Raw genomic sequence first — 20,872 nt, forward strand, 5'->3', positions numbered from 1 at the left:
GAATGTGACAGTGTAAAAATTGAGGTGTATTTACTAGTGAATAAAGGACAGCGACATATTAAAATCCGAGAAATGATCAGCAATCATGATATTGAAACCCAAGATGATCTTGTTGAACTTTTAAAGAAAGCAAACTTTAATGTTACACAAGCAACGGTTTCGCGTGATATTAAAGAGCTTCACCTTGTAAAAGTTCCAATGAATGACGGACGTTATAAATACAGTCTTCCGGCTGACCAGAGGTTTAATCCTCTTCAAAAGCTTCGAAGAACCCTGACCGACAGCTTTATAAGCATAGATCATGCAGATCATTTAATTATTATGAAGACTCTGCCAGGTAATGCAAATGCCATTGGCGCATTGATCGATAAGCTGGATTGGGAAGATTTAATGGGTACGATATGCGGTGATGACACAATCTTAATCATTTGCCGTTCAAAAGATGTAAGTTCTGATATTTCGCAGCGTTTTTTAGATATGCTGTAAATCTTTTAATAAGGTGTGATGTACTTGTTAGCAGAATTAAGTATTCGTAATTTTGCTATTATCGATTCTTTAAGTGTTTCTTTTAAAAAAGGGCTAACCGTTTTAACTGGAGAAACCGGTGCAGGGAAATCGATTATCATTGATGCTATAGGTCTTTTAATCGGAGGACGCGGTTCAACCGAGTTTGTTCGTTATGGAACACAGAAAGCAGAAATTGAAGGTTTGTTCCATATTCATGAAGGGCATCGTGTTTATGAGAAATGTGAAGAAGTCGGGATATCCATAACGGATGAAATGGTTGTACTTAAACGTGACATCACGGATAGCGGTAAAAGCATATGCCGTGTAAACGGAAAGCTCGTCACACTTTCTGTATTAAAAGAAATCGGTCAAGCTCTAGTCGATATTCACGGACAGCATGAAACACAATATTTAATGCAGCCAGATAAACACTTATTTTTACTAGACAGCTTTGGCGACAAAAGTTTTAAAAAAGAGCTTATTACGTATGAAGAAGCCTATAAAGAATATAAAGATATTAGCAAACAGCTTTCCGAACTCTCAAGAAATGAGCAAGAGATCGCTCAGCGAATAGATCTATTAGAGTATCAATACGAAGAGATTTCTGGGGCTAATCTGCTAGAGGATGAGGATATCAAGCTCGAAGAAGAAAAGAGAATGCTCGGCAACTTTGAAAAAATTCATGGACACCTTCAGGACGCATATCACAGTTTGTATGGAGAAGGTAAAGGTCTTGAACTTATTTCAAGTGCCATGGCTGATTTTTCACAGGTAGCAGCACTGGATGAATCACTTAAGGCTGACGAAGAGCAGTTTGGCAGCAGTTTCTACGTGCTCGAAGAACTAACATACAAAATTCGAGATATGTTTGATTCACTGGAATATAATCCGGAAAGATTAAACAGTATTGAACTTCGTCTTGATGAAATCAGTAAACTGAAACGCAAGTACGGTTCTTCTGTAAAAGAAATCTTAAATTATGGAGAAAAGATTAAAAAGGAACTTGAACTCATCCAGAACAAAGATAACCATATAGAAGAGCTAAAAGCGAAGCAGTCGAAGGTTATCACAAAATTGGAGACCTCTGGCAATAAGCTAACAAAAAAGCGCTCAGAAACAGCGAAAACCTTAAAGAAAGCAATTCAGCAGCAGCTTAAAGAGCTTTATATGGAAAAAACAGAATTTGAGGTTGTAATGGAGAGAACTGAAGAAAATCAGTTCTTAAAGACAGGTATGGATTCAGTAGAGTTTTTTATCTCTCCCAATCAAGGGGAGCCTTTGAAGCCTTTATCAAAAGTTGCTTCTGGAGGAGAATTATCTAGGGTAATCCTGGCATTAAAAACCATTTTTTCTGAAAATCAAGGTATTACAGCTATTATATTTGATGAAGTGGATACAGGAGTATCAGGACGAGTTGCTCAGGCTATTGCTGAAAAAATATACCGCGTATCAGTCGGTTCACAAGTGCTATGCATCAGCCATCTTCCTCAAGTTGCTGCTATGGCTGATACACATCTGCATATTTCAAAATCAACTCTCCAAGGCAGAACTGTGACAAAAGTGCTTTCTTTAAAAACTGATGAAAAAGTTCATGAAATCGGCAGGATGATTTCTGGTGTTGAAATTACTGATTTGACCAAACAACATGCACAAGAACTGCTTCAGCTTGCAGAGACAATAAAAAAATCATCTTAAAACAATTATGCATGAAAAAGCTATCCATTTAAGGAATAGCTTTTTCTTTTTTGCTGGTTATAATCTTAAGGTCCATAGGCTAAATTAAAGGTACAGCCATGGTGAGGGTGTGAGCTTGGAGCGAGGAGAGTGAAAGATGTTTAAGGATTTACTTCGGCGAATGATCGGCGTTATTCTCCTTGGAAGTTTAGTGGGAATCGGTTTTTTGTCTCCTGTGCGTGATTATGTGAAACTGCCTGAATCTGTAACGATTTTTGAAGGACAAAATTCGATTCAGTCACTTCCTGCAGGTACTTCGATTCAACAGGAAGAGAATGAAATTTATACAACAGCAATGGAAAGTGAAAAGATCGTTTCGATACAAGCCAAAACAAATGGTGATGGTATGGCAACTCTCGAAGCAGCAAGTTTTCCCATTAAAAAGATGGATGTTAAAGTACTTTCCGATCTAAAGGTTGTACCCGGGGGACAATCTATAGGTGTAAAATTAAATACACTCGGAGTTCTTATTGTTGGTCATCATCTTGTGAATACGAGTACGGGTAAGCAGTCTCCAGGGGAAATTGCCGATATTCAGGTAGGAGATATTATTACCAAAATCAATGGAAAAGATATAAAAAAGATGGGCGACGTCAGCCCTTTTGTCAGAGAGTCTGGGGAAACTCATAAACCGCTGGATGTAACAATCATCAGAGACGGCAAATCCCTGCACAAAACACTTAAACCCCTTCAGGATAAAAATGATCAGTCATATCGAATTGGATTGTACATTAGAGACTCAGCTGCTGGAGTCGGAACCCTTACTTTTTATGATCCTGCATCATTTAAGTACGGAGCTTTAGGACATGTTATTTCAGACATGGATACTAAAAAGCCGATCAAAGTAAACAATGGGGAGATCTTAGGTTCGACAGTAACATCAATTGAAAAAGGTTCGAATGGACATCCTGGAGAAAAATTAGCACGTTTCTCAAACGATCAGCGTGTTCTAGGTGATATATCAAAAAACAGTCCTTTTGGAATATTTGGAAGATTAAACGATAAGATATCTAATGGTAGCTGGAACAAGCCTCTGCCAATCGCATTGTCTGAACAAGTAAAAGAAGGTCCAGCAAAAATCCTTACCGTAGTAAATGGTTCGAAGGTAAGGGAATTTGATGTAGATGTGATTAGTTCTGTTCCACAAAAATTTCCGGCAACAAAAGGGATGGTAATTAAGATCACTGATCCTGAACTTTTAAAAATTACCGGTGGAATCGTTCAAGGTATGAGCGGGAGCCCAATCATTCAAAACGGGAGAATTATTGGTGCAGTAACCCATGTATTTGTAAATGACCCGACTTCAGGATATGGTGTTCATATTGAGTGGATGCTGGATGAAGCTGGTATAAATATATACGAAGAAAGAAAACAGGCGAGCTGATGCAGTTGCCTGTTTTTTTATTTGCAGTTTTGCATAAGGGTTGTGGCTTACAATTTTTTTCACTTCAACTGTTGGTGTACAAGGTGCGAGACTCCTGAAGGAGCAAAGCAGCAGGAGGCTCATCGCACGCACCCGTGAAGCGAGCGATCTGGAACGGAAATCAAAATACAGGCTAATGAAAAGGTTTTCTTTATTGTTTAGACATCTTTAGCAAAATTTTGTATAATGAATGTTATAAAGAAAATTCGACAAAGATATTTGTTTACATACTAATAACTGTCGAAATTCGAAGTAAATTGAAGAAAACAGCTTTTTCTACAACAAAAATAAAATAATTTTAAAAAATTTAAAACAAAATAAAGGGATTTAAGATTTATTGTTGAAATCTTACAATGGGAAAAACAAGAAATTGTTGGATGGGGAGGAATTAATGGTGCAAAAAGTTAAAGTGTGTCTAGCTGATGATAATCGTGAACTAATTAGTCTTTTGAGGGAATATCTTTCAAGTCAAGATGACATGGAAGTAATAGGGGTAGCTTATAACGGTCAAGAGTGTCTTTCCGTTTTAGAGAATAAAAATCCTGATGTACTCGTACTCGATATTATCATGCCGCATTTAGACGGATTAGCTGTTTTAGAAAAAATCAGATCAAGCGATGATCTGCCTCAGCCTAATGTAATTATGCTAACTGCTTTTGGACAAGAAGATGTTACGAAAAAAGCTGTTGATCTTGGAGCTTCTTATTTTATTTTAAAGCCGTTTGATATGGATAATCTAGCTAGTCAGATCCGCCAGATTTGCGGATCAGAGAAAACAACCGTTCAGCGTGCATCCGGAAATAACCGAAGCAGTTTCCAAACAATAAATAAACCGCGGAATCTAGACGCAAGTATCACTAGCATCATCCACGAAATCGGAGTTCCTGCTCATATAAAAGGATATATGTACTTGAGAGAAGCGATTTCAATGGTTTATAACGACATTGAACTTTTAGGATCAATTACAAAAGTGTTGTATCCTGATATCGCTAAAAAGTTTAACACTACTTCAAGCCGTGTTGAACGCGCGATACGCCATGCGATCGAAGTTGCTTGGAGCAGAGGTAACATAGACAGCATCTCATCTTTATTCGGTTACACAGTTTCTATGTCTAAAGCAAAACCAACCAACAGTGAATTTATCGCAATGGTCGCTGATAAACTGAGAATTGAACACAAAGCTGGATAAAACAAAAAGAGCTAACTCATTTGAGTTAGCTCTTTTTTTGAATGAAAACTTAATATTCAATCACCATACAAAAGTTACGCTCAATCTGCCTGCATTTTGCTCAACTGAAAATAACCAGCCAACTTCTCTAAGTGGTCTGGTTATTTTTTCTTAAACTTTAACTGTACTTTGTTCCTCTTTCGATCTCTATAGAAAATAAATCCTCCTACAAAGGCCAATCCAGCAGAAAAGCTGATCAATCCTGCTATAAACTGCAGCCATAAAAAAGGGAAAGGAAATTGCAGTACTCCAAATAAAGTGTCTCTCATCCATTTTATGCCCATTACGGCCATGATACCAGGAATTAAAACGATTACTAAAGCTGCGTACCTGCTCATGATTGTGCTCACTCCTCTACATGTATTGTACATAAAGTTTAATTTCTTGTCGATGAAATTACAGTTTGCAAACCCTTTCATGCTAAGGTATGATTAAAGTGTGAAAAATATTGCACATCCACTTTACATAGAATTTGGAGGGGTAATGTTGCAAAGTGTATTGTTAATGACCGCTCCTGAAGAAACACAAAAGATTCTTCGTTTTATAAGTTCTTCAGTTTATTTTGAAGTAATCGGAATTTTTGTGGTTGAAACGGGTGCCGAAAGAACGCATGATGATGTGCCGGTTTTTTCATATTCATCACCCCCTAAGCTTGAGGCAGATTACGTGATCTATTCGCCTTCAAATAAAAAAATTGCCATTCAGCTGCAGGAAGATGTTTATCAGGAATCAGACATTATTTCAGATTCTCAATTTTATAAGATAGCAAATCATCTTAAACAATCTAAGAATGCAGAAGCAAATCTTCAGCAGTTCAAAACGATATTAGATAATACTCATGACGGTATGATCGTTATTGATCAAAAGCTGAACATCACGATTTTTAATAAAAGTGCCGAACGAATGACCGGACTATCTGCTGTTGAAGCATTAGGTAGATCTATTCTGGAAGTAATGCCAAACAGCCAGCTCCCAAGAGTCTTGGATTCAGGAATTGAAGAGGTAAACCAGGAACAGATTCTTGGTAACGGTACAAAGATTTATACTACAAGAACGCCCATATTAGATCAAAATGGACGTAAACTTGGTGCATTTGCGGTTTTTAAAGATATCACTGAAATCGTAGACCTTGCAGAGGAAGTTACCAACTTAAAAAGTATTCAAATTATGCTTAGTTCAATCATTAATTCATCAGAGGAAGCAATATCTGTTGTAGATGAAGAAGGTAAAGGGATCATGATTAATCCTGCTTACACAAAACTTACTGGCTACACAGCAGAGCAGGTGATAGGCAAGCCGGCAACAACAGACATTTCTGAAGGTGAAAGTATTCATATGCAAGTATTAAGAACGAGGAAACCAGTCAGGGGTGCCAGACTTAGAGTTGGTCCTAAAAGAAAAGATGTAATCGTTAATGTCGCGCCGATAATCGTTGATGGGTTATTAAAAGGCAGCGTTGGCGTGATCCATGACGTTTCTGAGATTAAAGGCTTGACTGAGGAATTGAATCGAGCAAGGCAGATTATTCGTACACTTGAAGCTAAATATTCTTTTGAAGACATTATTGGTGAATCAGATGAGATGAAGTTTGCGGTTGATCAAGCTAAGCTTGCGGCTTCAACACCTGCAACTGTTCTTCTGCGCGGTGAGTCTGGTACGGGAAAAGAACTTTTTGCCCATGCGATTCATAACGCGAGCGACCGGAAGTTCAATAAGTTTATTAGGGTTAATTGTGCGGCGCTCTCTGAATCACTCTTGGAAAGTGAACTCTTCGGTTATGTAGAAGGTGCATTTTCAGGTGCATTAAGAGGGGGTAAAAGAGGTCTTTTTGAAGAAGCTAACGGAGGAAGTATCTTTCTTGATGAAGTGGGAGAACTTTCACAGAATACACAGGCAAAACTGCTTCGGGTATTACAAGAAAATGAGATTAGACGCGTGGGGGGCACAAAAGCGATTCCCATAAATGTCAGAGTTATTGCCGCCACGAATGTTAACCTTGAAAAGATGATAGCAGATGGTACGTTCAGACAGGATTTGTATTACCGTTTAAACAGGATGCCAATATATATTCCACCACTTAGAGCTAGGAACAGTGATATTTTAATGCTGGCGAATCATCTTTTGCAAAAACTAAACCAGGATTATGGACGTAATATTGATGTTATAAGCAGTGACGCGGCTGATTTCCTGCTTAAATATCATTGGCCGGGAAATGTTAGAGAACTTGAAAATGTTTTAGGTCGGGCGATCATCCACATGAGTCATACGGATTCAATCATTAATCGAGAACATATTTCTCTCCTTCAGCAGAATGATCATAACAAGTCGAATTCAGACTCAGGCAGTTCTTTTAACGAAATAACGGAAGAGATCACTTTAGCAGAACAGATGGATAAGTTTGAAAAGACTATTTTAACAGATGCTATAAGCAGATATAAAGGCAATAAAACGAAAACAGCAAAAGCTCTAGGAATCTCATTGCGTAATTTCTATTATAAACTTGAAAAATATGGTTTAGATGATAAAGTGCGCAAATAATTTCATGCAAAAAATTACACAGTTATTGCAAAGTATTGCAAAGTATTAAGGTTTTTATTAGTTATTCAAAATAATTAACTTGGCATGAAACTTGCATACCTATATTTGTGTTTAACAAGGGGGGATAACATGCTTTTGGAAGACTTGGTCAGCCAAGCCAAAAATCAGCAAGTGAAACCAGTCATCGCAGTGGCAGAAGCAGGCGATCAAGAAGTTATGGAAAGTGTTTTACGGGCTTATAAAGAGGGCATTGCCCATTTTATATTATTTGGAAATGGGGAAGTAATTTCTGACTGGCTAGAAAAGAATGCAAGCGATTCTACACCTGGAATTGAAATTGTTTCAACAAATACAGCGGCAATAGATGCTGTAAAAGCGGTACATGGTGGTAAAGCGGATATTTTAATGAAAGGACTCGTTTCAACCTCTGTACTCTTAAAAGCTGTATTAAATAAAGAATTTGGTTTAAGGACAGGTAAAGTTCTGTCACATGTAGCTGCGTTTGAGGTCTCTGGGTACGACAGACTGATCTTTGTTACTGATGCAGCAATGAATATCAACCCTGACCTAAATCAGAAGAGTCAAATATTACAAAATGCAATAGATTTTGTGCAGCAAACAGGTGTGTCTCAGCCGAAAGCGGCTGTGTTAGCTGCAGTAGAAAATGTTAATCCTGCCATGCAGGCTACTCTGGATGCTGCCAGCCTTACAGTAATGAATCTTAGAAACCAAATTACTGGCGGAGTTGTGGAGGGACCTTTAGCTCTCGATAATGCGATCTCATTGGAAGCGGCAGCACATAAAGGGATTTCGGGAAATGTGGCTGGAAAAGCGGATATTTTACTTGTTCCGACCATTGAAACGGGCAACATTTTATACAAATCACTCATTTACTTTGCGCGTGCAAAAGTTGGAGCAGTCATTTGCGGTGCGAAAGCTCCAATTGTTCTAACTTCAAGAGCTGATTCTTCTGAGAGTAAATACCTCTCAATTGCTTTGGCTGTGAAATCTGTCATCACTGATAAGAAACTTTAGGAGGAATATAAAATGGAAATTTTCAAATATATGGAGACTTACGATTACGAACAAATGGTGATCTGCCAAGATAAACAATCTGGTTTAAAAGCGATTATCTGTATACATGACACAACATTAGGTCCTGCTCTAGGCGGAACAAGAATGTGGACATATGATTCTGAAGACGCAGCAATTGAAGATGCACTGAGACTTGCACGAGGAATGACTTACAAAAATGCTGCAGCTGGTTTGAACCTTGGCGGAGGAAAAACAGTTATCATTGGTGATCCTAAGAAAGATAAAAACGAAGAGATGTTTCGTGCATTCGGACGTTACATCCAAGGTCTGAACGGCCGCTATATTACGGCAGAAGATGTTGGTACAACAGTTGAAGACATGGACTTAATCTATCAGGAAACACCATTTGTTACAGGTGTTTCACCAGCGTTTGGTTCAAGTGGAAATCCTTCTCCAGTGACAGCTTATGGTGTTTACCGCGGTATGAAAGCGGCGGCAATGGAAGCATTTGGAACAGATTCTCTTGAAGGAAAAGTGATTGCCGTTCAAGGTGTAGGACATGTTGCTTATACACTTTGTAAACACCTCCATGAAGAAGGAGCTTCACTTATCGTAACGGATATCAACAAAGAAGCTGTACAGCGTGCTGTTGAAGATTTCGGTGCTAAAGCTGTAGACATCGACGATATTTACAGTGTTGACTGTGATATCTTTGCTCCATGTGCACTTGGTGCGATCATCAATGATGATACGATTTCGAAGATTAAAGCGAAGGTTATTGCAGGTGCTGCAAACAACCAGTTAAAAGAAACTAGACATGGTGATGCTCTTCATGAAATGGGCATTGTCTATGCTCCAGATTATGTTATCAATGCTGGCGGAGTAATAAATGTTGCAGACGAACTTAATGGCTACAACCGAGAGAGAGCACTTAAGAAAGTTGAAACCATTTATGACAATATCGCAAGTGTTATTGAAATCTCTAAGCGCGATAACATTCCTACTTACCTTGCAGCTGACCGTCTTGCTGAAGAGCGTATCGAGCGAATGAGAAAATCAAGAAGTCAATTTTTATTAAATGAACGACACATTCTGTCAAGCCGAACTCGCTAAGAGTTTGTATTAATGGAGGTTTGAAACGTGCATCAAAAAGAATTTCGCATACTAGTGATCAATCCGGGCTCAACCTCTACCAAGATAGGTATTTATGATAATGAACGGCCTGTTTTTGAAAAATCAATAAGACATGATATAGAAACGATTAACCAATTTGACTCTGTTATTGATCAATACACATTTAGAAAAGAAACCATTCTAGAAGCATTGGATTATGAAGGAATTAACATTTCAAAATTAAGCTGTGTGGTTGGCCGCGGAGGACTGTTAAGACCAATCGAAGGTGGAACTTACAGCGTAAACGAGCCAATGCTTCATGATTTGAAAACAGGTTTTAATGGAGAACATGCTTCTAATCTAGGCGGTATCCTAGCTTATGAGATTGCAGAAGGATTAAATATCCCATCATTTATTGTGGATCCAGTTGTAGTTGATGAAATGGATGAGATTGCTCGTATATCAGGTGTACCTGATATCGAACGAAAAAGTATATTTCATGCATTAAATCAAAAAGCTGTAGCAAGAAGAGTATCAAAAATACTTGATAAATCCTATGAATCACTTCGTCTCATTGTTGTACATATGGGCGGAGGGATTACGGTAGGGGTCCATAAGAACGGCCGGGTAATTGATGTGAACAATGGGCTGCATGGAGAAGGACCTTTTTCTCCTGAACGTGCAGGTACAGTTCCGATTGGTGATTTAGTCTCTCTTTGCTTCTCTGGAGAATATTACGCGGATGAAGTTATGAAAAAACTTGTGGGACAAGGCGGACTTGTTGCTTATCTCGGAACAAATGATGCAAGAACAGTGGAAGAGAAAATCGAGAACGGCGATCAAAGAGCAGCACTTGTATATGATGCAATGGCTTATCAAGTCGCTAAAGAAATTGGGTCAGCGAGTACGGTCCTACACGGTCAAGTTGATGCGATCGTTTTAACAGGCGGGCTAGCGTTTGGTAAAGAATTTGTCAAAAAGATAACAGATCGTGTTGAGTGGATTTCAGATTGTATCATTCAGCCTGGTGAGAATGAACTTCAAGCGTTAGCAGAAGGCGGACTTCGCGTTTTGAGGAATGAAGAGAAGGCGAAGGAATATCCAGGAGGGAAGACTCCTGCAGAATTGCCGCAGGATTAACAGCAAAAGGAGATATGAGCGATGTCAAAAGATTTTGATTTGGTCATATTGGGCGGAGGAACAGGCGGCTATGTAGCCGCCATCCGTGCTGCTCAATTAGGTAAGACGGTTGCAGTTGTTGAAAAAGGTAAGCTCGGCGGAACATGTCTGCATAGAGGCTGTATTCCGAGTAAGGCATTGTTGAGAAGTGCTGAAGTCTACAAAACAGCAAAAAAAGCTGCAGATTTTGGTGTAGATATAGAAGGATTGGGTCTTAATTTTTCAAAAATGCAAGAACGAAAACAATCAATCGTGAATCAGCTCCATATGGGCGTTCAAAGCCTCATGAAGAAAGGTAAAATAGAAGTTTACGAGGGAACAGGACGCATTCTCGGTCCTTCTATCTTTTCTCCAATGCCAGGAACTGTATCAGTAGAGTTTAATGATGGCACAGAGAACGAGATTTTAATCCCGCAAAATGTAATCGTTGCCACAGGATCTAGACCCCGTTCGCTACCTGGGCTAGAGATTGACGGTAATTTTGTTATGTCAAGTGATGAGGCTCTAGAGATGGAAACACTTCCTGCTTCTATCATTATTGTTGGAGGAGGAGTCATTGGAATCGAATGGGCTTCTATGCTTAATGATCTTGGGGTGGAAGTAACCGTATTAGAATATGCAGACAGAATCGTACCTACCGAGGACGAAGAAATCTCTAAAGAAGCAGCTCGTGTTTTAAAGAAAAAAGGCATTAAACTTGTTACATCTGCAAAAGTGCTTCCTGATACATTGGAAACTGGAAATGGCGTTATGATCTCTGCAGAACATAAAGGCGAAACGAAACAGTTTTCAGCTGAAAAAATGCTTGTTTCGGTTGGCCGTCAAGCGAATACAGAAGGTATTGGCTTAGAGAACACCACCATTAAAGTTGAAAACGGATACATTCAGACAAATGAGTATTTCCAAACAGCCGAAAGCCATATTTATGCCATTGGCGATGTCATTGGAGGTCTTCAGCTCGCACATGTAGCTTCTCACGAAGGAATCACAGCTGTTGAGCACCTTTGCAATTTAAAACCGGAACCGATTAATTACGAAAATATCTCAAAATGTATTTACTCAAGCCCGGAAATGGCCAGCGTAGGTCTTACAGAAAAACAGGCGAAAGATCAGGGCTTCAATGTTAAAATTGGAAAGTTTCCATTCAAAGCAATTGGAAAAGCGCTTGTATACGGGGAAAGTGACGGTTTTGTAAAAATTGTAGCAGACAAAGATACAGATGATCTTCTAGGGGTCCATATGATCGGTCCTCATGTAACAGATATGATCTCTGAAGCAGGGCTGGCAAAAGTACTTGATGCAACGCCTTGGGAGATTGCACATACGATCCATCCGCATCCTTCGCTTTCAGAAGTTTTTGGTGAAGCAGGATTAGCTGTTGAAGGAAAAGCAATTCATTTTTAAGGAGGTAAAAGACAATGGCAGAAACACGTCATGAACAATTAGGTTTAACAAATGAAGATGTTATCCATATGTTTAAAACAATGCTTTTAGCAAGAAAGATTGACGAGCGTATGTGGCTATTAAACCGTGCTGGTAAAATCCCTTTTGTCATCTCATGTCAAGGCCAGGAAGCTGCACAAGTGGGTGCTGCAATGGCACTTGATAATGAAAAAGACTATGTACTCCCTTACTATCGTGACATGGGTGTTGTATTGCAGTTTGGAATGACTGCAAAAGATCTAATGCTTTCAGGGTTTGCAAAAGCTGAAGATCCAAACAGCGGCGGACGTCAGATGCCAGGTCATTTTGGATCGAAAAAACTTCGTATTGCTACAGGTTCTTCTCCTGTTACGACACAAGTTCCTCATGCCGTAGGAATCGCACTGGGTGGAAGAATGGAAGGAAAAGATATTGTAACGTTTACTACGTTTGGAGAAGGCTCTTCTAACCAAGGAGATTTCCATGAAGGAGCAAACTTTGCCTCAGTTCATAAATTGCCTGTAATCTTTATGTGTGAAAATAATAAATATGCAATTTCAGTACCAATTTCAAAACAATTGGCATGTGTGAACGTTTCTGACCGTGCCATTGGCTATGGGATGCCTGGTGTAACTGTTGATGGAAACGATCCATTGGCAGTTTACGAAGCGGTAAAAGAAGCGGCTGATCGCGGAAGAAGAGGAGAAGGTCCTACACTTATTGAAACGGTTGCTTATCGCTTAACACCTCACTCATCTGATGACGATGATCGTGCATACAGAACGCGAGAAGAAGTAGAGGAAGCAAAAGCAAAAGATCCAATTCATACGTTTGCAGCTTACTTGAGAGAGAATGGTATTTTAACGGAAGAGTTGGAAAAACAGATCGCTGAAGATATTCAAAAAGAAGTGGATGAAGCGACAGAATACGCAGAGAACGCAAAATACGCTGATGCTGAAAGTGCGCTTCTGCATGTTTACGCAGAGTAAAGGGGGAAAACGAGATGCCGGTAATTTCATATATTGATGCTGTAACGCAAGCGATCCGCGAAGAGATGCAGCGTGATAAAAAAGTTTTCGTTGTAGGAGAAGATGTTGGGGTACGCGGAGGAGTTTTCCGTGCAACTACTGGTTTGATCGAGGAATTTGGTGAAGAGAGAGTAATCGATGCACCGCTTGCAGAATCTGCAATCGCTGGAGTAGGAATTGGTGCAGCTATGTATGGCATGCGTCCGATCGCAGAAATGCAATTTGCTGATTTCATCATGCCAGCTGTAAACCAAATTGTTTCGGAAGCTGCTAAAATCCGCTATCGTTCAAATAATGACTGGTCTTGTCCGATTACGATTCGCGCTCCTTATGGCGGCGGTGTACATGGTGCACTGTATCATTCACAGTCAGTTGAAGCGTTGTTTGCTAATGTTCCTGGTTTGAAGATTGTTATGCCTTCAACACCTTATGACGTAAAAGGTCTGCTAAAGGCAGCAATTCGTGATGAGGACCCTGTATTATTCTTTGAACATAAGCGTGCATACCGTTTGATTAAAGGTGAAGTCCCAGAAGAAGAATACACATTGGAAATTGGTAAAGCAGATGTTAAACGCGAAGGTGATGACATTACAGTAATTACATATGGACTTTGTGTTCATTTTGCTTTACAGGCTGCTGAGAAGTTAGAAAAAGACGGAATCTCTGCTCATATTCTAGATCTTCGTACTGTATATCCATTGGATAAAGACGCAATCATTGAGGCAGCTTCTAAGACGGGTAAAGTACTTCTTGTTACAGAGGATAATAAAGAAGGAAGCATCATGAGTGAAGTTGCAGCGATTATCGCTGAAAACTGCTTGTTCGAATTGGATGCCCCAATTCAGCGTCTTGCTGGTCCTGACGTTCCAGCAATGCCATATGCACCGACTATGGAAAAACACTTTATGGTGAATCCTGATAAGGTAGAAAAAGCCATGAGAGATCTTGCGGCATTTTAACAAAAGGGAGGGAACTTAAATGGCTACAGAACAAATTACTATGCCTCAACTCGGGGAAAGTGTAACAGAAGGAACGATCAGCAAATGGCTTGTACAGCCTGGTGACACAGTGAAAAAATATGATCCTCTAGCTGAAGTGATGACGGATAAAGTTAACGCTGAAGTCCCTTCATCGTTTAGCGGCACAATTAAGGAACTTGTTGCTGGAGAAGGAGATACATTATCTGTAGGAGAACTCATTTGCTATATCGATACAGAAGAAGGAAGCAGTTCTGCTGAACCTGCTCCTGCTAAAAAAGAAGAAAAAACGGCTGATAAAGCACCCGCTCCAGCGAATAATGCAGCGGCTGCACCTAAAAGAGATACAGCTGCAAGAGGCCGTTACTCACCAGCTGTTGTCCGCATGGCGTCTGAGCACGGAATTGACTTGAGCCAAGTTGAAGGAACAGGCCAAAGCGGAAGAATCACAAGAAAAGATCTGCAGCAGATTATTGATTCTGGTCAGATTCCAACTGCAGACAACAAACCAGCAGCTGTATCTGCTCCAGCAGTTTCTAATACGAAACAAGAAGCTGTTTCACAATCAAAGGAAACTGCATCAGGTTTAAAACCGATCTCTGTTGAATCTATGCCTGGAGATGTGGAAATTCCTGTTACAGGTATCCGAAAAGCGATCGCTCAAAACATGGTTCGTTCAAAACACGAAGCACCTCATGCTTGGACGATGGTAGAAGTAGATGTTACAAATCTTGTGGAATATCGTAATTCTGTAAAAGGTGATTTTAAATCAAAAGAAGGCTATAACATTACTTTCTTGCCATTCTTTATAAAAGCAGTAGTTGAATCGTTAAAAGAATTCCCACAATTAAATTCTATGTGGGCTGGAGATAAGATCATCCAGAAGAAAGATATTAATATATCAATCGCGGTAGCTACTGATGATGCTCTATATGTGCCAGTAATCAAGAATGCAGATGAAAAGTCAATCAAGGGAATCGCTCGGGATGTTAAAGAGCTTGCTGATAAAGTAAGAACGAATAAACTTTCAGGTGATGATATGAAGGGCGGCACATTTACTGTAAACAATACAGGCTCTTTTGGATCAGTTATGTCAACGCCAATCATTAACTATCCACAGGCGGCGATTCTCTCAGTTGAATCCATCGTGAAGCGTCCAGTAGTAATGAATAATGGCATGATTGCTGTTCGTGATATGGTAAACCTTTGCTTATCACTTGATCACCGTGTGCTTGACGGACTTGTTTGCGGACGTTTCTTAGCACGTGTAAAAGAACGTCTTGAAAACATGACGAAAGAAAACACATCAATTTATTAAAAAATATTTAGAAAGTGGTTTATGCAGGTTTGAAACGGGGTAGAGTTTAACATCAACACCTCCAAACCCCATAACCCCCTAAGAAAAGTGCCGTAAAAGTTACGGCATTTTTCTTTTTTATATTCCTTTTATTGAGTACAATAAGAAGGAAAGGAGCTGACGAAATGAACTTTCAATTTAATTTATTTAACGATGTAGTAGAAACGGCTCGTAAAGAAATGGCCGAAGCTGGCTATACACAGCTTTTTAAGCCAGAGGATGTAGAAGAAGCATTTAACCAAAAAGGTACAACACTTGTGATGATTAATTCCGTTTGCGGATGTGCGGGAGGAATTGCGCGTCCAGCAGCTTCATATTCAGTAAAACAAGATGTTCGTCCAGACCATCTCGTTACCGTTTTTGCGGGTCAGGATAAAGAAGCGACAGAGAAAGCACGCTCATACTTTACAGGGTATCCTCCTTCATCGCCTTCATTTGCTCTATTAAAAGATGGAGAGATTCAAATGATGGTTGAGCGTCATGAGATCGAAGGTCACGAACCAATGGAAGTCGTAAATAAATTAAGAAGCGCTTTTGAAGAATATTGCAAAAAAGAAGCGTAAAAAAGGTGATAAGCTGTCTCTTATTCAAAGGAGGCAGCTTGTTTTTTTGTATTTTTAGCTCATAAATCGGAGCGTTCGCAGAGATTTATGAGCGTTCGCAGAGATTTAATGTTGTCTCTACAGCCCAGAAGTGTGATGAATGAAAGAGAACTTGTTTAGCTTCATCAAGCTCCATCCAAACAAGTTCATGATCATCCTCTACAGGAGGTTTTATATAATTTCCGAACCTTCCTGCATAAAAATACCCATTATTCACTATGTACTCATTTTGTCTTGATTGAAAATATTGTTTCGCATTCCCAATATATCTTTCAATGTTTATCTGAAAACCTGTTTCCTCTACACATTCCCTCATAAGACACGACAGTTGTTCTTCCGTTTTTTTCATTCCTCCGCCTGGCAGAAAGCCTTTTCCGTTTTGCACCATTATAACGGCTTTTTTTCTATCAGCATTCAGGATAACAGCATAAACTGCATCTCTTCTTCGATACTCGATTCCCGGAATAACTTCGCCAAAGTCCATTGTGGTCCCACCGTCCTTTTGAATAAAAATACATTCAGAATTATTAAAATACTTAATTTCTAAATTTTTTGTGTTAATATTCATCTTAACGAATAAATATTACATTGTATAAGGGGATATGCAAAATGAAACGCAATTTATTAAGCATTTATTTTATCATAATCATCGCTATTCTAGCGGGATGTGGTGCAGTAGAAGAAAAAAGTTCATCTGACACAGGTAGTGATGCTTCAGGAAAAAAATTGATCATGGCTACTTCTGCAGATTATCCGCCATATGAATTTGTTGATACGGCTAAGGGCGGCGATGTTGTAGGATTTGATATTGATGTAGCTAATCAAATCGCAAAAGAATTAGGTTATAAATTAGAGATTAAGGATATGGACTTTAATGGTCTTATTCCAGCTTTAGACAGCGGAAAAGCAGACTTTGTTATCGCAGGTATGACCCCTAATGAAGAACGTAAAAAAACAGTGGATTTCTCAGATGAATATTATGCAGCACAGCAATTAATCGTAACAAAAGACAAATCAATCAAGTCAGTAGGAGATCTTGAAGGTAAAACACTAGGAGTCCAACTTGCTTCTATCCAAGAAAAAGAAGCGGACAAGCTGTTAAAAGATCATAAATTTGAAGTGGTACAGCGCAACAAAGTAACTGAACTGGTACAAGAAATGAAATCTAACCGCGTTGATGCCGCGATTATTGAAGATGCTGTAGCGTATGAGTTTTTAAAGAAAAACAAAGAACTTTCTTCATTTGCTTTGCCGAACACAGATGCTGCAGGTTCAGCTATTGCATTCCCGAAAGATAGTGAACTGACTAGTGAATTTAACAAAGAACTAAAGAAGATGAAAGAAGACGGTACTTTGGACAAACTCGTTGAAAAATGGTTCGGAGTAAAAAAATAATAGAGAAAGAGAGTGATAGGCATGAACTTGGATTTTGCCCAACTCGTGCCTTCTATTCCTTATATATTATACGGAATATGGGTCACGTTGCAGTTTGTGGCGGTTTCATTAGTACTTGGTTTCTTATGGGGGACAGTACTTTCCTTATTTAAGATTGGAAAAGTAACGATACTGCGGTGGTTTGCAGATGCTTACACATCGGTATTCAGAGGAACGCCGTTAATCTTACAAATGCTGATCATCTATTATGCAGTCCCGCAGCTGACAGGAATGGATATCGGCGCTTTTACAGCAGGAGTACTCACATTTGCATTAAATTCAGCGGCTTATATCTCAGAAATCATTCGTGCAGGGATCAATGCTGTTGATAAGGGGCAAAAAGAAGCGGCAATCGCTTTAGGTGTTCCATACCGTTCGATGATGCTGAAAATTATTCTGCCTCAAGCGATGAAAAATATCTTACCAGCACTTATGAATGAATTCATTACACTGACGAAAGAATCTGCGATCGTATCCGTCATTGGTGCGCTCGATATTATGAGACGTGCTCAAATCGTTGGAGCAAGTAACTACCGCTTTTTTGAACCATTGCTGCTGGCAGGATTAATCTACTATCTGCTAGTCATGATGTTAACCTTAACAGGACGTGTGATGGAGAGGAGGCTAGCCAAAAGTGATTGATGTGAACGGATTAAGAAAAAGTTTCGGACCCAGTGAAGTTTTAAAAGGCATTACTACCAAGATCAGCAAGGGTGAAGTAATTGCTGTAATCGGCCCTTCTGGATCTGGGAAATCAACTTTCCTTCGCTGTTTGAATCTGCTTGAAACACATAATGCCGGTTCAATCAAAATTGACGGAAAAGAGATCGATCAACTAGAAAGTAATCTTCGTAAAAAGATAGGAATGGTATTTCAGCATTTTAATCTCTTTCCTCATCTAACGGTTTTAGAAAATATCACTTTTGCACCTCAGCAAGTCTTAAAGACCAACAAGAAAGAAGCTGAGAAAAATGCTCTTGAACTGCTCCAGGCTGTCGGACTTTCTGATAAAGCGCATGCTTACCCCTCAAGACTATCAGGTGGGCAGAAACAGCGTGTTGCAATTGCCCGGGCTTTAGCCATGAACCCTGAAATTATGCTCTTTGATGAACCGACTTCAGCTTTGGATCCTGAGATGGTAAAAGAAGTACTTCAAGTTATGAAGAACCTTGTGAAAACGGGCATGACGATGGTTATTGTAACGCATGAGATGGGATTTGCTAAAGAAGTGGCAGATCGTGTTCTATTCATGGATGACGGAAGATTGGTAGAAGATGAACAACCTGCAATATTTTTTGAAAATCCGAAAACTGAGAGAGCTCAAGTTTTCTTAGAGAAGGTGCTATAATGACGAAAGGACTTCAAGCCGAGGTCCTTTTTTTATTTTGGTTCATTCCAAAACGACTTTTCTAAAGGATTGTTATCATTTGCTTGTTGATTGGAGTGCAAGGTTGCGAGACTCCTACGGGACGAGCGGTCAGGTGGAGTCTCCTAATGGCGCAAAGCGGCAGGAGGCTCACCGTTTGCCCCGTGGAAAGCGAGCAACCTGGAGCGGAAATCAACTACTTTCAAAAGCAACAATGTAAGCTAAAATAGACTGTTATATATTATATTTTTTAAATAAGGGAAAAGATGAAGAAAGTAGCATGAAAGGGCGTCTATTCATGAAATTTACGATTGGATACAGGACTTTAAAAACTGCAATCGGTGCAGGACTTGCAATTGCCATTGCAGAATGGTTAAAGCTGGACTTTTACACGTCAGCCGGTATTTTGACGATACTTTGTATTAAAATTACAAAAAAACGCTCCGTAATCAGTTCATGGGAGCGATTTGCAGCTTGTCTTTTAGGCATCTTGTTCGCAGCTTGCTTTTTTACTCTGATAGGCTATCATTTTTATGCATTAACTTTGCTATTGATTTTATTTATACCAACAATCGTAGCTTTTAACCTGAAAGAAGGAATTATAACTTCTTCAGTCATCATTTTGCATCTGTATACGCTGCAGAAAATCTCCTGGTCTATCGTTTTAAACGAAGTGAGTATCATAGTCATTGGAATTGGAATGGGTCTTATTATGAATTTATACATGCCTTCGGTGGAGAAGACACTTCTAAACATGCAGAAAGAGCTGGAGACTAGATACAAGAAAATTTTTCATGAATTTCATCTGTATCTCGCTCATAATAACCATGAATGGGACGGGAAAGAAATCACAGAATGTGCAGATCTGATCTCTAATGCGAAAAGTCTTGCGTTCCGTGATATTGAAAATCACTTTTTGCGTTATGAGAATCAGTATTATCACTATTTTAAAATGAGAGAAAAACAATTTGAGATCATTCAGCGGATGCTGCCTATCCTTTCTTCTATTGATAAAACGTATATACAAGGAGAAAAGTTGGGAGAGTTCTTCGAGCGTCTGGGCGCAGCGGTCCATCCAGGCAATACGGCAGCATTATTTTTAGATGAACTTGAAAGGATGCGTCAGGAATTTCGTGAGATGCATCTGCCGAAAGACAGACAGGAATTTGAAACACGGTCTAAATTGTATCAACTGCTTCAAGATATAGAAGATTATCTGCTTATTAAAAAAAGATTTAAAATAAAGGACAGTATCGATTCATGAGAAACCCTGTCATAACTAATACTAAGTAAAAAAGACAGGGTGGATGCCATGATAAACTTCAAGATTGTTTTTCTTTTGTTTTTATCACCTATGTGGCCATTAGGAAATGCCGAAGACCTCGGTGACCCATATGTAATTGTTAATAAAGCAAGCAATAGATTGGCTTTTATAGAAGAAGGAAAGGTAGTAGAAGTCTATAAAGTGGCAACAGGTAAATCGAGAGAATTAACACCAGAGGGGCAATTTACGATTACAGTAAAGGCTGTAGATCCTTATTATCGCAAAAAAGATATACCAGGAGGGGACAAATCCAATCCGCTCGGAACTCGGTGGATTGGGTTTGATGCAAATAACACAGACGGACGGACTTTTGGGATTCACGGAAACAATAACCCTTCATCCATCGGAAGATTTGTAACGGCGGGCTGCATCAGAATGTATGAAAAAGACGTACAAAAAATCTACAGCAAAATTAAAGTAGGCACAAAGATTAAAGTCATCTCAACCGATAAGAGCTTTCAGGAATATATAAAAGAACGCTCGGAATAAAAAACGAACAAACCCCAGTAAGCTGACTGGGGTTTCAATTTTATTAAAGCTCTTCTAAAGCTTTTTTGCTTTATAGGATTTTTTCATTTTCTTCTTTGATCAGTTGGTTGGAGCGG

General features: G+C 39.3%; 20 protein-coding genes. 18 read left to right on the forward strand and 2 right to left on the reverse strand.

Annotated features, from left to right (window positions below; genetic code table 11):
• Window positions 1-36: 36 nt before the first annotated feature.
• From ahrC to spo0A, 4 genes are all read left to right on the forward strand, one after another.
• Window positions 37-486, forward strand: a complete 450-nt coding sequence (gene ahrC, locus EV282_RS07420; RefSeq protein WP_066290784.1) for a transcriptional regulator AhrC/ArgR — start codon at window positions 37-39, stop codon at window positions 484-486.
• Between the two features lie 24 nt (window positions 487-510).
• Window positions 511-2,202, forward strand: coding sequence for a DNA repair protein RecN (gene recN / locus EV282_RS07425; protein WP_130295044.1), 1,692 nt, complete (start codon window positions 511-513; stop codon window positions 2,200-2,202).
• 136 nt (window positions 2,203-2,338) lie between these two features.
• Window positions 2,339-3,625 (forward strand): SpoIVB peptidase, encoded by a 1,287-nt coding sequence (gene spoIVB, locus EV282_RS07430; RefSeq protein ID WP_130295046.1) that lies wholly within the window; start codon window positions 2,339-2,341, stop codon window positions 3,623-3,625.
• 433 nt (window positions 3,626-4,058) lie between these two features.
• Window positions 4,059-4,853 carry a sporulation transcription factor Spo0A gene (gene spo0A, locus EV282_RS07435; RefSeq protein ID WP_130295047.1) on the forward strand — a complete coding sequence of 265 codons (795 nt, stop codon included), beginning with the start codon at window positions 4,059-4,061 and terminating at the stop codon, window positions 4,851-4,853.
• Window positions 4,854-4,993: 140 nt separating this feature from the next.
• Here spo0A and EV282_RS07440 read toward each other — a convergent pair whose 3' ends face one another.
• Window positions 4,994-5,230, reverse strand: coding sequence for a DUF2627 domain-containing protein (locus EV282_RS07440; RefSeq protein ID WP_130295049.1), 237 nt, complete (start codon window positions 5,228-5,230; stop codon window positions 4,994-4,996).
• A gap of 145 nt (window positions 5,231-5,375) precedes the next feature.
• On the opposite strand from EV282_RS07440, the gene EV282_RS07445 reads away from it, so the two are divergent.
• The 9 genes from EV282_RS07445 to EV282_RS07485 all read left to right on the forward strand — a co-directional run bounded on the left by EV282_RS07445 (window position 5,376) and on the right by EV282_RS07485 (window position 16,104).
• The gene (locus EV282_RS07445; protein WP_130295050.1) at window positions 5,376-7,430 is read left to right on the forward strand and encodes a sigma-54 interaction domain-containing protein; all 2,055 of its coding nucleotides are present in this window, start codon (window positions 5,376-5,378) and stop codon (window positions 7,428-7,430) included.
• A 129-nt stretch (window positions 7,431-7,559) separates the two neighbouring features.
• On the forward strand, window positions 7,560-8,465 hold the full coding sequence (gene yqiS / locus EV282_RS07450) for a phosphate butyryltransferase (protein ID WP_130295052.1): 906 nt from the start codon (window positions 7,560-7,562) through the stop codon (window positions 8,463-8,465).
• A gap of 12 nt (window positions 8,466-8,477) precedes the next feature.
• Window positions 8,478-9,578: a branched-chain amino acid dehydrogenase gene (gene bcd, locus EV282_RS07455; protein WP_130295053.1), complete on the forward strand. Its 1,101-nt coding sequence runs from the start codon at window positions 8,478-8,480 to the stop codon at window positions 9,576-9,578.
• A gap of 27 nt (window positions 9,579-9,605) precedes the next feature.
• Window positions 9,606-10,718, forward strand: a complete 1,113-nt coding sequence (buk, locus tag EV282_RS07460; RefSeq protein WP_130295055.1) for a butyrate kinase — start codon at window positions 9,606-9,608, stop codon at window positions 10,716-10,718.
• Window positions 10,719-10,739: 21 nt separating this feature from the next.
• Window positions 10,740-12,161: a dihydrolipoyl dehydrogenase gene (gene lpdA, locus EV282_RS07465; RefSeq protein ID WP_130295056.1), complete on the forward strand. Its 1,422-nt coding sequence runs from the start codon at window positions 10,740-10,742 to the stop codon at window positions 12,159-12,161.
• A 14-nt stretch (window positions 12,162-12,175) separates the two neighbouring features.
• The gene (locus EV282_RS07470) at window positions 12,176-13,168 is read left to right on the forward strand and encodes a thiamine pyrophosphate-dependent dehydrogenase E1 component subunit alpha (protein ID WP_130295058.1); all 993 of its coding nucleotides are present in this window, start codon (window positions 12,176-12,178) and stop codon (window positions 13,166-13,168) included.
• A 14-nt stretch (window positions 13,169-13,182) separates the two neighbouring features.
• Entirely contained in the window at window positions 13,183-14,166 is a 984-nt protein-coding gene (locus EV282_RS07475) for an alpha-ketoacid dehydrogenase subunit beta (protein WP_130295059.1), read from the forward strand.
• 19 nt (window positions 14,167-14,185) lie between these two features.
• A complete protein-coding gene (locus tag EV282_RS07480) occupies window positions 14,186-15,502 on the forward strand; it encodes a dihydrolipoamide acetyltransferase family protein (protein ID WP_130295061.1) in 1,317 nt (438 codons plus the stop codon).
• Window positions 15,503-15,666: 164 nt separating this feature from the next.
• Window positions 15,667-16,104 (forward strand): BrxA/BrxB family bacilliredoxin, encoded by a 438-nt coding sequence (locus EV282_RS07485; RefSeq protein WP_130295062.1) that lies wholly within the window; start codon window positions 15,667-15,669, stop codon window positions 16,102-16,104.
• A gap of 85 nt (window positions 16,105-16,189) precedes the next feature.
• On the opposite strand, the gene EV282_RS07490 is transcribed toward EV282_RS07485, so the two are convergent.
• The gene (locus EV282_RS07490; protein ID WP_165389391.1) at window positions 16,190-16,627 is read right to left on the reverse strand and encodes an NUDIX domain-containing protein; all 438 of its coding nucleotides are present in this window, start codon (window positions 16,625-16,627) and stop codon (window positions 16,190-16,192) included.
• Window positions 16,628-16,752: 125 nt separating this feature from the next.
• Here EV282_RS07490 and EV282_RS07495 point away from each other — a divergent pair, with 125 nt between their 5' ends.
• The 5 genes from EV282_RS07495 (at window position 16,753) to EV282_RS07515 (ending at window position 20,756) form a co-directional block, all read left to right on the forward strand.
• On the forward strand, window positions 16,753-17,538 hold the full coding sequence (locus tag EV282_RS07495; RefSeq protein WP_130295065.1) for a transporter substrate-binding domain-containing protein: 786 nt from the start codon (window positions 16,753-16,755) through the stop codon (window positions 17,536-17,538).
• A 21-nt stretch (window positions 17,539-17,559) separates the two neighbouring features.
• Window positions 17,560-18,219, forward strand: coding sequence for an amino acid ABC transporter permease (locus EV282_RS07500; RefSeq protein ID WP_130295067.1), 660 nt, complete (start codon window positions 17,560-17,562; stop codon window positions 18,217-18,219).
• Window positions 18,212-18,925 (forward strand): amino acid ABC transporter ATP-binding protein, encoded by a 714-nt coding sequence (locus tag EV282_RS07505; RefSeq protein WP_130295068.1) that lies wholly within the window; start codon window positions 18,212-18,214, stop codon window positions 18,923-18,925. Before EV282_RS07500 ends, EV282_RS07505 begins: the two co-directional genes overlap by 8 nt.
• Before the next feature lie 316 nt (window positions 18,926-19,241).
• Complete coding sequence (locus EV282_RS07510) at window positions 19,242-20,207, forward strand: aromatic acid exporter family protein (RefSeq protein WP_130295070.1); 966 nt, start codon at window positions 19,242-19,244, stop codon at window positions 20,205-20,207.
• A gap of 48 nt (window positions 20,208-20,255) precedes the next feature.
• A complete protein-coding gene (locus tag EV282_RS07515; protein WP_130295071.1) occupies window positions 20,256-20,756 on the forward strand; it encodes a L,D-transpeptidase in 501 nt (166 codons plus the stop codon).
• Window positions 20,757-20,872: the final 116 nt, after the last annotated feature.

Origin of the sequence: Fictibacillus sp. BK138, from assembly GCF_004216955.1 — a bacterium.
Taxonomy (GTDB): Bacteria; Bacillota; Bacilli; order Bacillales; family Fictibacillaceae; genus Fictibacillus.

What these genes read in the sequence shown, in the direction of transcription:
- spoIVB (WP_130295046.1), top strand. Translation starts at nt 2,339, where the DNA reads ATGTTTAAGGATTTACTTCGGCGAATGATCGGCGTTATTCTCCTTGGA.
- EV282_RS07440 (WP_130295049.1), bottom strand. Translation starts at nt 5,230, where the DNA reads ATGAGCAGGTACGCAGCTTTAGTAATCGTTTTAATTCCTGGTATCATG.
- EV282_RS07445 (WP_130295050.1), top strand. Translation starts at nt 5,376, where the DNA reads ATGTTGCAAAGTGTATTGTTAATGACCGCTCCTGAAGAAACACAAAAG.
- yqiS (WP_130295052.1), top strand. Translation starts at nt 7,560, where the DNA reads ATGCTTTTGGAAGACTTGGTCAGCCAAGCCAAAAATCAGCAAGTGAAA.
- bcd (WP_130295053.1), top strand. Translation starts at nt 8,478, where the DNA reads ATGGAAATTTTCAAATATATGGAGACTTACGATTACGAACAAATGGTG.
- lpdA (WP_130295056.1), top strand. Translation starts at nt 10,740, where the DNA reads ATGTCAAAAGATTTTGATTTGGTCATATTGGGCGGAGGAACAGGCGGC.
- EV282_RS07470 (WP_130295058.1), top strand. Translation starts at nt 12,176, where the DNA reads ATGGCAGAAACACGTCATGAACAATTAGGTTTAACAAATGAAGATGTT.
- EV282_RS07475 (WP_130295059.1), top strand. Translation starts at nt 13,183, where the DNA reads ATGCCGGTAATTTCATATATTGATGCTGTAACGCAAGCGATCCGCGAA.
- EV282_RS07480 (WP_130295061.1), top strand. Translation starts at nt 14,186, where the DNA reads ATGGCTACAGAACAAATTACTATGCCTCAACTCGGGGAAAGTGTAACA.
- EV282_RS07485 (WP_130295062.1), top strand. Translation starts at nt 15,667, where the DNA reads ATGAACTTTCAATTTAATTTATTTAACGATGTAGTAGAAACGGCTCGT.
- EV282_RS07490 (WP_165389391.1), bottom strand. Translation starts at nt 16,627, where the DNA reads ATGGACTTTGGCGAAGTTATTCCGGGAATCGAGTATCGAAGAAGAGAT.
- EV282_RS07495 (WP_130295065.1), top strand. Translation starts at nt 16,753, where the DNA reads ATGAAACGCAATTTATTAAGCATTTATTTTATCATAATCATCGCTATT.
- EV282_RS07500 (WP_130295067.1), top strand. Translation starts at nt 17,560, where the DNA reads ATGAACTTGGATTTTGCCCAACTCGTGCCTTCTATTCCTTATATATTA.
- EV282_RS07510 (WP_130295070.1), top strand. Translation starts at nt 19,242, where the DNA reads ATGAAATTTACGATTGGATACAGGACTTTAAAAACTGCAATCGGTGCA.
- EV282_RS07515 (WP_130295071.1), top strand. Translation starts at nt 20,256, where the DNA reads ATGATAAACTTCAAGATTGTTTTTCTTTTGTTTTTATCACCTATGTGG.